Here is a 13273-nt window from a genome sequence, read left to right as displayed (position 1 = left end):
TCCGTACGTTCACCTCTCTTACAAGGACTGATCCACGCCATGTCTACGCACCCCGAGGTCGCCGCGCTGCTGGCGCGCTCCAACCGTCTCGGCGCCGACCCCCGCAACACCAACTACGCCGGCGGCAACACGTCCGCCAAGGGCTCCGAGACCGACCCGGTCACCGGCTCCGATGTCGAGCTGATGTGGGTGAAGGGCTCGGGCGGCGACCTGGGCACACTCACCGAGGGTGGGCTCGCCGTGCTGCGCCTGGACCGGCTGCGGGCGCTCACCGACGTCTACCCGGGCGTGGAGCGCGAGGACGAGATGGTCGCCGCGTTCGACTACTGCCTGCACGGCAAGGGCGGCGCCGCACCGTCCATCGACACGGCCATGCACGGCCTGGTCGACGCCGCACACGTCGACCACCTGCACCCCGACTCCGGCATCGCCCTGGCCTGCGCGGCCGACGGGGAGAAGCTGACCGCCGAGTGTTTCGGCGACAAGGTCGTGTGGGTGCCGTGGCGCCGTCCCGGATTCCAGCTCGGCCTGGACATCGCGGCCGTCAAGGCCGCCAACCCGCAGGCCGTCGGCTGCATCCTGGGCGGTCACGGCATCACCGCGTGGGGCGCGACGGCCGAGGAGTGCGAGCGCAACGCCCTCTTCATCATCCGCACCGCGGAGACCTTCCTCGTCGAGAAGGGCAAGGACGAGCCGTTCGGTCCGGTCCTCGAGGGATACGCGGCGCTCGGCGCGACCGAGCGCCGGGAGCGCGCCGCTCAGCTCGCCCCGGTCATCCGAGGGCTTGCGTCGATGGACCGCCCGCAGGTCGGCCACTTCAACGACTCCGAGGCCATCCTCGACTTCCTGGCGAGTGCCGAGCACCCCCGCCTTGCCGCGCTGGGCACCTCCTGCCCCGACCACTTCCTTCGCACGAAGGTGCGCCCGCTCGTCCTCGACCTGCCGCCCACAGCCGAACTCGGCACCATGGTCGACCGGTTGAAGGAACTGCACGCCGAATACCGCGCGGAGTACACCGCGTACTACGCCCGGCACGCCACACCCGAGTCGCCCGCGATGCGCGGTGCGGACCCGGCGATCGTGCTGGTGCCCGGAGTCGGCATGTTCTCGTTCGGAAAGGACAAGCAGACCGCGCGGGTCGCAGGCGAGTTCTACGTCAACGCCATCAATGTGATGCGCGGCGCCGAGGCCGTTTCCGCGTACGCGCCCATTGAGGAGTCGGAGAAGTTCCGCATCGAGTACTGGGAGCTGGAGGAGGCCAAGCTGCGGCGCATGCCGAAGCCCAAGCCCCTCGCCACCCGGGTGGCCCTGGTGACCGGCGCCGGCTCCGGTATCGGCAAGGCCATCGCCCACCGGCTCGCGGCGGAGGGCGCCTGCGTCGTGGTCGCCGACCTGAACGGGGACAACGCCGCTGCTGTCGCCGAGCAGCTCGGAGGGCCGGACAAGGCCGTCGCCGTGACCGTGGACGTCACGTCGGAGGAGCAGATCACGGAAGCGTTCAAGGCCGCTGCTCTCGCCTTCGGAGGCGTCGACCTCGTCGTCAACAACGCCGGAATCTCCATCTCCAAGCCGCTCCTCGAGACGACGGCGAAGGACTGGGACCTGCAGCACGACATCATGGCGCGCGGCTCCTTCCTCGTCTCCCGCGAGGCCGCCCGGACCATGGCCGAACAGGGGCTCGGCGGCGACATCGTCTACATCGCCTCCAAGAACGCCGTCTTCGCCGGCCCCAACAACATCGCCTACTCGGCCACCAAGGCAGACCAGGCCCACCAAGTCCGCCTGCTGGCAGCCGAGTTGGGAGAGCAGGGCATCCGCGTCAACGGCGTCAATCCGGACGGCGTGGTGCGCGGCTCCGGAATCTTCGCGGGCGGCTGGGGTGCACAGCGCGCGGCGACGTACGGCATCGAGGAGAACAAGCTCGGCGAGTTCTACGCCCAGCGCACCCTGCTGAAGCGGGAGGTGCTGCCCGAGCATGTCGCCAATGCGGTCTTCGCCTTGACCGGCGGCGACCTGACCCACACGACCGGCCTGCACATCCCGGTGGACGCGGGGGTCTCGGCAGCCTTCCTTCGATGACCTGCAGCATGTCGGGTGCGGGAGCCGGTGACCAGCCGGACCGCCCCGCACCCGGCCGCTACACCTAGCCCCTCTCCGGAGCCCGCATGCACAACCTCACCTTCGCCGCCGCCGACCTGGGTGCCACCAGCGGCCGTGTGATCCTCGGCCGCGTAGGCCCAAGTCACCTGGACCTCACGGAGACGCACCGGTTCCACAACACACCGGTCCGCCTCCAGGACGGGCTCCGCTGGGACGTACTCGCCCTCTACCAAGGCATACTCGACGGCCTGCGCGCAGCAGGTCAGGTGTCCTCCATCGGCATCGACACCTGGGCCGTCGACTACGGCCTTCTCGACGCGGACGGCGCCCTGCTCGGCCAGCCGTTCCACTACCGCGACACCCGCACCGAAGGCGTCGCCGCCCTCGACGTATGGCCCAAGATCGGGCCCCAAGAGCTGTACCAGGTCACCGGCCTGCAGCACCTGCCCTTCAACACCGTCTTCCAGCTCGCCTCCGCCGCCGGAAGCGCCCAGCTCGGCATCGCTCGAACCCTGTTGATGATCCCCGACCTGCTGATCCACTGGCTGACCGGATCCATCGGCGCGGAGGAGACCAACGCCTCCACCACCGGCCTGTTCGACGCCCGCACCGGCACCTGGGCCGGCGGCATCCTCGACCGGCTCTCCCTCGACCCAGGGCTCCTGCCTCCGCTGCGCTCCCCCGGCGACCCGGCGGGCACACTGCTCCCGCACGTCGCCGCGTACACCGGCCTCGCCCCCGACACCCCCGTGACCACGGTCGCCTCGCACGACACCGCGTCGGCCGTGGTCGCCGTGCCGGCCACGACACCGGACTTCGCGTACATCTCCTGCGGCACCTGGTCTCTTGCCGGACTCGAACTCGACGCTCCGGTCCTCAGCGAGGAGAGCCGCGCTGCGAACTTCACCAACGAGTGCGGCATCGACGGCACCGTCCGCTATCTGCGCAACATCATGGGCATGTGGCTCCTCGAGGAGTGCCGCCGTACCTGGGCGGCGCAGGGTCTGCCGGACGACCTGCCCGCCCTCCTCACCAGCGCCGCCCAAGCCGAGCCGTTCGCGTCCGTCGTCGACCCGGACGCCCCTGAGTTCATGACACCCGGCGACATGCCCGAGCGCATCCGCGCGTACTGCCGCCGCACCAACCAGCCGGCCCCCAGCAGCCAGGGGGCCATCGTCCGTTGCATCCTGGAGAGTCTGGCCCTGGCCCACCGCCGCACCCTGCGCCAGGCATCCGCCCTCGCCGACCGCGACATCCGCCACATCCACCTGGTCGGCGGCGGCTCCCGCAACGAACTGCTGTGCCAGTTCACCGCCGACGCCACCGGCCTCCCGGTGATCGCGGGCCCCACCGAGGCAACGGCCCTGGGCAACATCCTCGTGCAGGCGCGCGCCCACGGACTCGTCGGCGACCTGTCGGCGATGCGCAGCCTCGTAGCCAACACACAGGAGCTACGCCACTACACACCACGCGGCAACAGCGCCGCCTGGGCCGCGGCCGCGGCCCGTCTCTCCCCCACGGCCACCACTTCCGGCAAGGACTCGTGATGCGCGTCGCCCTCTTCGCCACGTGCGTCAACGACGCCGTGTATCCCTCCACCGCCGTCGCCACGGTCAGGCTCCTCGAACGCCTCGGCGTGAAGGTGGACTTCCCGGCCGCTCAAACCTGTTGCGGACAGCCCCAGTTCAACACCGGCTACCGCCGCGAGACCGAACCCCTGGTGCACCGCATGGGCCGCGCCTTCGAGGGCTACGACTACGTGGTCACCCCGTCCGGCTCCTGCGTGGCGATGGTCCGCGACAACTATCCGCGCATCGCCGCGAAGGGCACCGACCCACGGCTGACGCGAGTGTCGGACTCCCTCGTCCCTCGTATTTACGAGCTGACCGAGTTTCTGGTGGACGTGCTCGGTGTGACCGATGTCGGCGCCTACTTTCCGCACAAGGTCACGTACCACCCCTCGTGCCACGGCCTGCGCATGCTCGGCCTGGGCCACCGGCCGACGCAACTCCTCAATGCGGTCAAGGGGCTTGAACTGATCGAGCTGCCGGGCGCCGAGGAGTGCTGCGGCTTCGGCGGCACCTTCGCGGTGAAGAACTCCGACGTGTCGACGGCAATGGGAGCCGACAAGGTCAACAACTCCCTCTCCACCGGCGCGGGCGTCCTGTGCGGCGCGGACAATTCCTGCCTGATGCACATCGGTGGCATCCTGCGCCGTCAGGACGCCCCACAGCGAGCCCTGCACCTCGCGGAGATCCTCGCCAGTACCGAAGAGGAGCCCTGGTCATGAGCGGAACCTATCTGGGCATGCCGTCCTTCCCGAAGGCGGCCCACGAGGCCGTCGGCAACACCACCCTCCGCGCGAACCTCCGGCACGCCACGCACACCATCCGCGACAAGCGGGCCAAGGCCGTCGCGGAACTCGACGACTGGGCGCTCCTGCGCGAAGCCAGCAAGCAGATCAAGGACCACACCCTCCGCCATCTCGACACCTACCTCGTGCAGTTGGAGGAGGCCGTCACCGCGGCGGGCGGCGTCGTCCACTGGGCCACCGACGCCGACGAGGCCAACCGGATCGTGACGCACCTGGTGAAGGAGACCGGCGAGTCCGAAGTGGTCAAGGTCAAGTCGATGGCCACCCAGGAGATCGGCCTCAACGAAGCGCTCGAAGAAGCCGGGATCGCCGCCTCCGAGACCGACCTCGCCGAACTGATCGTGCAGCTCGGCCACGACCGCCCCTCCCACATCCTCGTCCCGGCCATCCACCGCAACCGCGGCGAGATCCGCGACATCTTCGCCAAGGAGATGGGCGAGTGGGGCCGCCCGGCCCCCGAGGGTCTGACCGACACCCCCGCCGAGCTGGCCGAGGCCGCGCGCCTCCACCTGCGCGAGAAGTTCCTGCGCGCCAAGGTCGGCATCTCCGGGGCGAACTTCATGGTCGCCGAGACCGGCACCCTCGTCGTCGTCGAGTCCGAGGGCAACGGCCGCATGTGCCTCACCCTCCCCGAAACGCTGATCTCGGTCGTCGGCATCGAGAAGATCGTCCCCACCTGGCGCGACCTCGAGGTCTTCCTCCAGACGCTCCCCCGCTCCTCGACGGCCGAGCGCATGAACCCGTACACGTCGATGTGGACCGGCACCACCGACACCGACGGCCCGCAAGCCTTCCACCTGGTCCTGATCGACAACGGCCGCACCGACACCCTCGCCGACGAGGTCGGCCGCCAGGCCCTGCGCTGCATCCGCTGCTCAGCCTGTCTCAATGTGTGCCCCGTGTACGAGAGGGCCGGCGGCCACGCGTACGGCTCCGTCTACCCCGGCCCGATCGGCGCGATCCTCAGCCCTCAACTGAGGGGCACGGCAAGCGAGATCGACGCCTCGCTCCCCTACGCCTCCACCCTGTGCGGCGCCTGTTACGAGGTGTGCCCGGTCGCCATCGACATCCCCGAAGTCCTCGTGCATCTGCGCGAGAAGGTCGCCGACCAGGGCGGCAAGGGGCACCGCCTGGAGAAGGCCGCGATCAAGGCGGCCGGCTGGGTCCTGGACCACCCAGGTGCTTTGGCAGCGGGCGAACGCGTCGCGGCGAAGACCCGCAAGCTGCACCCGAAGAAGCTCCCCGGACCGGGAGCCGGGCAGTGGACGAACAGCCGAGACCTGCCGGAGATGCCCGCCGAACCGTTCCGCGACTGGTGGAAGAAGAACCGCACATGACCTCCCCCACGACACCCTCGTCCCGCGAGCGAATCCTGTCCCGCGTGCGCAAGGCCCTTGTCGACGCACCCGCGGCAGACCACCCCACGCGTACCTACTTCCAGACCCATACCGCCGACGACCCGGCCACGATCCTCGACCTGCTGCACGAGAACCTGGCCGACTACCGGGCGATCGTGCACCGGGCCCAGAACAGTGAACTCCCCTCGCTCATAGCGAAGTTGCTCAAGGAGCACGGAGCCCGCACGGTCGCCGTCGCACCTGGCCTGCCGGACACCTGGCTGTCCGACGCGGCGGTGGAGCAGCGCCCGGACGAAGGTGCGGCAGGGGGAACACCCCTCACGTCGTACGACCTCGATGCCACGGACGCCGTGGTCACCACTTGTGCCCTCGCCATCGCGGAGACCGGCACGATCGTCCTGGACGGCGGCCCCGGCCAGGGCCGCCGCGCGCTCACCCTCGTCCCCGACCTGCACATCTGCGTCGTACGCGCCGCCGACCAGGTCGTCGCATCGGTCCCGCAGGCCCTCCCCCGCCTCGACCCCACCCGCCCGCTCACCTGGATCTCGGGACCCTCCGCCACCAGCGACATCGAACTCGACCGCGTCGAGGGCGTGCACGGCCCGCGCACCCTGCACGTAGTACTGCTCACCGGATGAGGACCGGCGTCTTGAGCGGCCGGAAGGCCGTTCCCGTGGACTCGTGACGGGGACTGCCGCCTTGTCGAGGTGGGTCTTGAGCCGGCGCAGGACGGCTCGGTGGTCGGGGTTGTCGGTCCGGGAAAGCGCGCGGGGTTCAGCGTTGGGGACCAGCGGTACAGCCGTTGGCGCTAAGTACCTGATCTTGGGTACCTAGCACAGGTGATCTGCCTGCTACGGGGGTTCTGTGGAAGATTCTCGACCACTGGCGGGGGCTGGCTACCGTCCGCCGCATGCCAGTGGAATTTTTGACTGATGAGCAGGCCGAGGCGTACGGGAAGTTCGCCGGGGAGCCGACGAAGCCTGAGCTGGAGCGGTTCTTCTTCCTCGACGACGAGGACCGGAAGCTGATCGCGAAGCGGCGTGGTGACCACAACCGGCTCGGCTTCGCTCTCCAGATGTGCACGGTCCGCTACATCGGGCTGTTCCTGGAGGATCCTCTGGCCGTGCCGTGGCCGGTGGTAGAGCATCTGGCCACGCAGCTGGAGCGTGACATCTTCGCCTCCCCCTCACACCGCTGGTCCGACCCGCGCGCCCGCCTGCTGGACGGCAAGGGCTGGGAGTCGGTGCGCGAGGACGTCCTGGCCGCCGGGCTGAGCCTGGAGGAGGACGCCGAGGAACACCTGCGGGAGCTGACGGAGGTCCTGGATGCGACGTGGTAGCAGATGGCCGAGCGCCTGGAGGAGGCCGGCACCGACGCGTAGATCAGCATCGAGGTCCAGCCCAACGGGCGGGCGAAGCTGAACGTGGAGAAGCTCCACGCGCTCGGCGAGCCGAAGTCCCTGGCCTGGCTGCGCGGCCGGGTAGAGAAGATGCTCCCGAAGATCGATGCCGGACCTGCTGTTCGAGGTGCACGCCTGGACCGGATTCCTGGACTCCTTCGTGCACCTGGGCGACGGCCGGACCCGTATGAAGGACCTGGCCACCTCGGTCGTAGCGCTGCTCGTGAGCGAGGCGTGCAACATCGGCATGACCCCGGTCGTCAACCCGAACTTCGAGGCGCTCACCCGGGCCCGGCTCGTCCACGTCGACGAGTATTACCTGCGCGCCGACACCATCGCCGCGGCGAACGCCGCCCTTATCGAAGCCCAGGCCCGGGTGCCGATCGTGCAGTACTGGGGCAAGGGACTGCTCGCCTCCGTCGACGGCGTGCGCTTCGTCGTCCCCGTCCGCTCCATCAACGCCGCCCCGAGCCCCAAGTACTTCGCGGAGAAGAAGGGCATCACCTGGCTGAACGCCATCAATGACCAGGTCATCGGCATGTGGCAGATGGTGGCGCCCGGCACCCCGCGCAACTCCCTATTCATCCTGGACGCCCTGCTGAACCTGGACGGCGGGGTGAAGCCGGAGATGGTCGCCACCGACAACGCCTCGTACTCCGACATGGTCTTCGGCATCTTCAAGATGCTCGGCGACCGCTTCTCCCCACGCTTCAGGGACCTCGAAGACCAGCGGTTCTGGAAGGCCCAGATGCCCGGCGCCGAGACGGCGCGCGGGTACGGGCCGCTGGAGGCACTGGCCCGCAACAAGGTCAACGTGAAGAAGGTGCTCACGTCCTGGCCGGGCATGATGCGGGTGGCCGGCTCCCTGGTCACCAACCAGGGCAGGGCCTACGACCTGCTGCGGATGTTCGGCCGCGAGGGCCACCCCACGCCACTGGGGTAGGCGTTCGCCGAGTACGGGCGGATCGCCAAGACCCTGGACCTGCTCGCCGTCGTCGACCCGGTCGACGACGCCTACCGGCGCCAGATGCACAAGCAGCTCACCGCCCAGGAGTCGCGCCACAAGCTCGCCCGCGACATCTGCCACGGCAAGAAGGGCACGATCCACCAGGCGTACCGGGACGGGATGGAGGACCAGGCCGGCTCACCTTGGCGTCGAATCGCTCCTTGCCCAGCCGCTCCACGAGACGGGTGAGGTACTTCAGCTGCGCGGCCGCGATCCGGTCCTTCTGCGACGCGGCCTTCCACTTCGCGATCTCCTCGCGAATCCGCCCGTAGTACTCATCGTTGGCCACCTTGCGCTTCGCCTCCGCCTACTGGCTGCGGACCTGCACGCCCTCGTGCCAGGTCTGGGGTCGGCGACGACGCTGGGCGCTCGACGGCGGCCCCGAGCTGCGGGCCCGGCAGTGGTTGGCCGGATCAGAAGAACGTGGGCAGGCGCGGGGTGTAGGGGTCTTCCAGCGTGGCGATCTCGTCTTCGGTCAGCGTGAGGTCGAGCGCGGCGACGGCGTCGGTGAGGTGGCGGGTCTTGGTGGCGCCGACGATGGGCGCGGACACGACGGGGTTCTTCAGTACCCACGCCAGCGCGACCTGAGCCATCGGGACACCGTGCGCGTCGGCGATCTTCTGGACCGCGTCGACGATGGCTTCGTCGGTGTCGACGAACAGGGGGCGGCCGGCGAAGTCGGTATCGGGGGTGGTCTTGGCCCGTGCGGTGCTGTCCTGGCCCCAGGGGCGGGCGACACGGCCGCCGGCCAGGGGGCTCCAGGGGATGGAGCCGACGCCGGAGTGGGCGAGCAGGCCGAACATCTCGCGCTCCTCCTCCCGTGCCAGCAGGTTGTACTGGTCCTGCATGGACACGAAGGGAGTCCAGCCGTGGCTCTGGGCCGCGTGCTGCATGGTGGCGAACTGCCAGGCCCACATCGAGGAGGCGCCGAGGTAGCGGACCTTGCCGGCCTTGACGACGTCGTGCAGAGCTTCCATGGTCTCCTCGACCGGGGTCTGCGGGTCGAAGCGGTGGATCTGGTAGAGGTCGACGTAGTCGGTGCCCAGCCGGGTCAGGGAGGCGTCGATCTGCTCCATCACGGCCTTGCGCGACAGGCCCGACCCACCGGGTCCGTCGTGCATGGGGTTGAACAGCTTGGTGGCCAGGACGACGTCGTCGCGCTTCGTGTACTTCTTGATCGCGCGGCCCACGATCTCCTCGGAGGTGCCAAAGGCGTAGATGTTGGCGGTGTCCCAGAAGGTGATCCCGGACTCGACGGCCTGGCGGAAGATCGGTTCGGCGCCGTCGTCGTCCAGAGCCCACGGCATCTGCGAGGTGTCGCCGAAGCTCATGCATCCGAGTGCGATGCGGCTGATCTTCAGTCCCGAGGTGCCCAGACGGGTGTACTGCATGACGTGTTCCTCATCGTCGGTGCAGCCGGCCGACACCGGCTGCCTCGTCATCGAGGCTAGGTAACCGACGGTGGCGGTGGGAGATGCTGCCAGCACCCCCTACCGAGCAGGCGACATGCCTGCCGTCGCGGTATGGGCCGCCTGGGTGCGACGCTTCCTGGCCGCCCGACGGGCGCGGATCACCCCCAGGCCAGCTCGGCCGGATCCGCGGTCAGGTGCGCGCGACGACCCGCATCCCGGAATGATCGTGCGGTGGCGCAGCGGACTCCGCCGTGCGGGATGCCGCTGAGGGGGGTGCTGGCAGCATCTCCCACGTCCGAAGCAGAGCTCGTAGCGTGAAAGACATGAACAACCGCAGCGAGGTACGGGACTTTCTGATCTCACGCCGCGGGAAGGTCACGCCCGAGCAGGTGGGCCTCGTCGATCACGGCGGCACCCGCCGTGTGCCCGGTCTGCGACGCAGCGAGGTGGCCGACCTGGCAGGGGTGTCGGTGGAGTACTACACCCAGCTCGAACGCGGCAACGTGCGCGGCGCCTCCGAGAGCGTCCTGGACGCCGTGGCCCGGGCGCTGCTGCTGGACGAGGCCGAGCGGGCACACCTGTTCGACCTGGCGCGTGCGGCCAACAGCGGCCCGGCGGTACGCCGGCGCCCGGCGGTGCAACGGGTACGTCCGGCCATCCAGGCGATCCTGGACAGTCAGCTGTCCCCGGCCTATGTCACCAACGGCCTCGGGGACGTCATGGCCACCAATACGCTGGGCAAAGCCCTCCTGTCCCCGCTGTACGAGGATCCCGCCCGCCCGGTCAACGCCGCACGGTTCCGCTTCCTGAACCCCCGCGCGGCCGGCTACTACCTCGACTGGGACGCCACCGGCCGCGACAGCGTCGCCGCGCTGCGCCTCATGGCCGGCAAGAACCCCTACGACAAAGCACTCACCGATCTGATCGGGGAGCTGTGCACCCGCAGCGAGGAGTTCCGCACCCGGTGGGCCTCACAGGACGTCCGTATGCACCGCACGGGAGTCAAGCGGTTGCACCACCCGGTCGTCGGTGATCTTGAGCTCTCCTACGAAGCCCTGGATCTGCCTGCCGACGCGGGTCTCGTGCTGATCGTCTGCACCGCGGAACGCGGATCACCCAGCCGCCAGGCTCTCGATCTGCTCGCCAGCTGGGCTGCCGCGCCGGATTCCGTCGAGCGCGCTCAGGAAGAGCCGAGCGACCGCGGCCAGTAGCACCTGGCCCACATTCCCCAAAACCATCCAGCCCGCCGCTGGCCACCGGCTGAGCACGGGCAACGAACCGCCGTTCCCACACGTGCCGGTGCGCACCCTCGCACCCCTCAGCACCACCCCGAAAGGTTCACCATGTCCAAGATCCCCCATGTCACGCTGAACAACGGTGTCCAGATGCCGATCCTCGGCTTCGGCGTCTTCCAGGTCCCTGCCGAGGAGACCGAGAGGGTCGTCACCGACGCCCTCGCCGCCGGCTACCGCCACCTCGACACCGCCGCCGCCTACGGCAACGAGGAGGCCGTAGGCAAGGCCGTCAAGGCCAGCGGAATTGCCCGTGACGAGCTGTTCATCACCACCAAGATGTGGGTCAACGAAAAGGGCGAAGAGGGCGCCAAGGCAGCCTTCGACACGTCCCTGCGCCTGCTCGGACTGGACTACCTGGACCTGTACCTGATCCACCAGCCCTTCGGTGACTACTACAGCTCCTGGCGCGCCATGCAGGACCTGCACCGTCAGGGTCTGATCAAGGCGATCGGCGTGTCGAACTTCTACGCCGACCGCCTGGTCGACCTGATCGACCACAACGAGATCGTCCCGGCGGTCAACCAGATCGAGACCCACCCGTACTTCCAGCGCGCCGACGACCAGGCGCTCATGGCCGAGCGCGGCGTGCAGATCGAGTCGTGGGGTCCGCTGGCCGAAGGCCGCAACAACATCTTCAGCGACCCGACGCTGAGCGCCATCGGTGAGGCGCACGGCAAGTCCGTGGCCCAGGTAGTACTGCGCTGGCTGACCCAGCGCGGTGTCGTGGTGATCCCCAAGTCCTCGCGACCGGAGCGCATGGCCGAGAACATCGCGGTCTTCGACTTCGAGCTGACGGGCGACGAGATGGACCGCATCGCCGCGATGGACACCGGCGCAAGCATCGTCTTCGATCACCGCGACCCGCAGACGGTCAGCGCCGTCGGCGGGTACCGCCTCGGCTGAGAACCCTCTGCGTCCTCCTCTCCTGGACGCCGGCCAGCGGTGCCTCCCGCACGCTGGGAGCACCTGAGTGTCGGAAGGGGGCGCGGTTACCTTCGACCCCTGCACCCGTCTGATCGGAAGCAGCCAGCAGAAACCTGGGCGCGAGAGCCCAGGTTTCTGCATGTTGCCGGGTCCTGTGGCATCAGGGAGCCACCGGGCCCGCCGGCGCGCGCCGGCGGCGGCCCCTGACTACCGACAGCGCAATCAACAACCCAAGTGCCAACTGGTGCCAGTTCAAGCGCGAAGGCGCCACCTTGCGTGCTAAGTCACAGCTGGGCGACCTCCGGCAGCAGACGTCACACACGGCGGTCACTCTCATAAATGTTCATCTGTGAGAGTTCTGCGACAGGCCCCGAAGCGATCAGATTCCGCAGGTCGCCGTTCGCAAAAGTCCTCTCGAAACCTGCATGTTGTGCGAGGCATTTCTGAGAGGCTTCTGCCATGGGCCTCACACCCGATCAGGCCGCATTGGCAGTAGAACGTCACAACTGCCCGAACTGTGACGCGCCCGCCGGCAGTGCCTGCCGCACCCGGGGCGGGAAGACCGCCGCGAAGTACCACACCCCCCGCTTCGTCCTCGTCCCCGCGCCCCGCACTGAGCGTCCGGTCCGCATTGGGTACGCGAGGACGTCGACCGCCCGCCAGGAGCTGGCGAGCCAGCTCGAAGCCCTCCACCGTGCGGAGTGCCACAAGGTCTTCAAGGAGCAGATCAGCACCCGGGTGAAGGTGCGGCCCGAGCTGGAGAAGGCACTCGCGCTGGCCCACCAGTTCAAGGAAGCCGCCCCGGAGACGTCCGTCATCCTCACGGTGCATGAGCTCAAGCGTCTGGCCAGGAACGCGGCCGAGCTGATGACGCTGTCCGCCGAGCTCCAGGCCGGCGGCATCCAGCTCGAACTCCTCACCGGCCCGCTCACCGGGGTCTACGACCCCAACGGCATGGGCGCCATGTTCTTCGCCGTGCTCGCCGTCGCCGGGCAGATCGAGCGCAACTACATCCGGGAGAAGACCCTCGAAGGCCAGGTCATCGCCGCGTCCAAGGGCAACCACGGCGGACGGCCCAAGGTCATCGACGACGACATGCTCACCTTCGCCGTCGCACTCAAGGACAAGGGCGTCCCCGTGCCCGAGATCGCGAAGAAGCTCACCATCAAGGTCGGGAAGAACGCGGGCAAGTCCCCCTCGGTTGCCTCGCTGTACCGGGCGCTTGCCGCAGCGGACGACGGCCTGACGCTCCGGCCCAAGTCCGTCCGCATCCGTCGGCCCGAGGACCCGCTCGCCCCCGAGGAGATCGACCTCCGCCAGCGCCTCCAGGCCCAGCCCCACCCGAACGCGGAGACCCGCAGCTAGCGACCATGTTCAAGGGCTTAGCGCCAACGGCTGTACCGAT

9 protein-coding genes and 2 pseudogenes are annotated in these 13273 nt (G+C 68.9%); 10 read left to right on the top strand and 1 reads right to left on the bottom strand.

Going from position 1 to position 13273, the window contains the following annotated elements:
• The first annotated feature begins 39 nt into the window (after positions 1-39).
• From OHA58_RS34095 to OHA58_RS34065, 7 genes and pseudogenes are all read left to right on the top strand, one after another.
• Positions 40-2079 carry a bifunctional aldolase/short-chain dehydrogenase gene (locus OHA58_RS34095; RefSeq protein WP_405483556.1) on the top strand — a complete coding sequence of 680 codons (2040 nt, stop codon included), beginning with the start codon at positions 40-42 and terminating at the stop codon, positions 2077-2079.
• A gap of 86 nt (positions 2080-2165) precedes the next feature.
• Positions 2166-3647, top strand: a complete 1482-nt coding sequence (locus tag OHA58_RS34090) for a rhamnulokinase family protein (protein WP_405483555.1) — start codon at positions 2166-2168, stop codon at positions 3645-3647.
• Entirely contained in the window at positions 3647-4390 is a 744-nt protein-coding gene (locus tag OHA58_RS34085) for a (Fe-S)-binding protein (protein ID WP_405483554.1), read from the top strand. The genes OHA58_RS34090 and OHA58_RS34085 overlap by 1 nt, the downstream gene beginning before the upstream one ends.
• Positions 4387-5811 (top strand): LutB/LldF family L-lactate oxidation iron-sulfur protein, encoded by a 1425-nt coding sequence (locus tag OHA58_RS34080; RefSeq protein WP_405483553.1) that lies wholly within the window; start codon positions 4387-4389, stop codon positions 5809-5811. The genes OHA58_RS34085 and OHA58_RS34080 overlap by 4 nt, the downstream gene beginning before the upstream one ends.
• Positions 5808-6470 carry a lactate utilization protein C gene (locus tag OHA58_RS34075; RefSeq protein WP_405483552.1) on the top strand — a complete coding sequence of 221 codons (663 nt, stop codon included), beginning with the start codon at positions 5808-5810 and terminating at the stop codon, positions 6468-6470. The genes OHA58_RS34080 and OHA58_RS34075 overlap by 4 nt, the downstream gene beginning before the upstream one ends.
• Before the next feature lie 272 nt (positions 6471-6742).
• A pseudogene (locus tag OHA58_RS34070) lies at positions 6743-6946 on the top strand (DUF4158 domain-containing protein); the annotation flags it as partial.
• 45 nt (positions 6947-6991) lie between these two features.
• A pseudogene (locus OHA58_RS34065) lies at positions 6992-8378 on the top strand (Tn3 family transposase); the annotation flags it as partial.
• A gap of 272 nt (positions 8379-8650) precedes the next feature.
• Here OHA58_RS34065 and OHA58_RS34060 read toward each other — a convergent pair.
• Positions 8651-9628 carry an aldo/keto reductase gene (locus OHA58_RS34060; RefSeq protein ID WP_405483551.1) on the bottom strand — a complete coding sequence of 326 codons (978 nt, stop codon included), beginning with the start codon at positions 9626-9628 and terminating at the stop codon, positions 8651-8653.
• A 344-nt stretch (positions 9629-9972) separates the two neighbouring features.
• Here OHA58_RS34060 and OHA58_RS34055 point away from each other — a divergent pair, with 344 nt between their 5' ends.
• From OHA58_RS34055 to OHA58_RS34045, 3 genes are all read left to right on the top strand, one after another.
• Positions 9973-10860: a helix-turn-helix domain-containing protein gene (locus OHA58_RS34055; RefSeq protein ID WP_405483550.1), complete on the top strand. Its 888-nt coding sequence runs from the start codon at positions 9973-9975 to the stop codon at positions 10858-10860.
• A 141-nt stretch (positions 10861-11001) separates the two neighbouring features.
• The gene (locus OHA58_RS34050; RefSeq protein WP_405485321.1) at positions 11002-11847 is read left to right on the top strand and encodes an aldo/keto reductase; all 846 of its coding nucleotides are present in this window, start codon (positions 11002-11004) and stop codon (positions 11845-11847) included.
• Between the two features lie 480 nt (positions 11848-12327).
• Positions 12328-13233: a recombinase family protein gene (locus tag OHA58_RS34045; protein ID WP_405483549.1), complete on the top strand. Its 906-nt coding sequence runs from the start codon at positions 12328-12330 to the stop codon at positions 13231-13233.
• Positions 13234-13273: the final 40 nt, after the last annotated feature.

The organism is Streptomyces sp. NBC_00009 (assembly GCF_045040855.1).
In the GTDB taxonomy this organism is placed as follows: Bacteria; Actinomycetota; Actinomycetes; order Streptomycetales; family Streptomycetaceae; genus Streptomyces; species Streptomyces aureus.
The sequence above is the reverse complement of the archived record's forward strand: the minus strand, read 5'-3'. Positions and strand labels throughout refer to the sequence as shown.

What these genes read in the sequence shown, in the direction of transcription:
- OHA58_RS34090 (WP_405483555.1), top strand. Translation starts at nt 2,166, where the DNA reads ATGCACAACCTCACCTTCGCCGCCGCCGACCTGGGTGCCACCAGCGGC.
- OHA58_RS34055 (WP_405483550.1), top strand. Translation starts at nt 9,973, where the DNA reads ATGAACAACCGCAGCGAGGTACGGGACTTTCTGATCTCACGCCGCGGG.
- OHA58_RS34095 (WP_405483556.1), top strand. Translation starts at nt 40, where the DNA reads ATGTCTACGCACCCCGAGGTCGCCGCGCTGCTGGCGCGCTCCAACCGT.
- OHA58_RS34085 (WP_405483554.1), top strand. Translation starts at nt 3,647, where the DNA reads ATGCGCGTCGCCCTCTTCGCCACGTGCGTCAACGACGCCGTGTATCCC.
- OHA58_RS34080 (WP_405483553.1), top strand. Translation starts at nt 4,387, where the DNA reads ATGAGCGGAACCTATCTGGGCATGCCGTCCTTCCCGAAGGCGGCCCAC.
- OHA58_RS34060 (WP_405483551.1), bottom strand. Translation starts at nt 9,628, where the DNA reads ATGCAGTACACCCGTCTGGGCACCTCGGGACTGAAGATCAGCCGCATC.
- OHA58_RS34075 (WP_405483552.1), top strand. Translation starts at nt 5,808, where the DNA reads ATGACCTCCCCCACGACACCCTCGTCCCGCGAGCGAATCCTGTCCCGC.
- OHA58_RS34045 (WP_405483549.1), top strand. Translation starts at nt 12,328, where the DNA reads ATGGGCCTCACACCCGATCAGGCCGCATTGGCAGTAGAACGTCACAAC.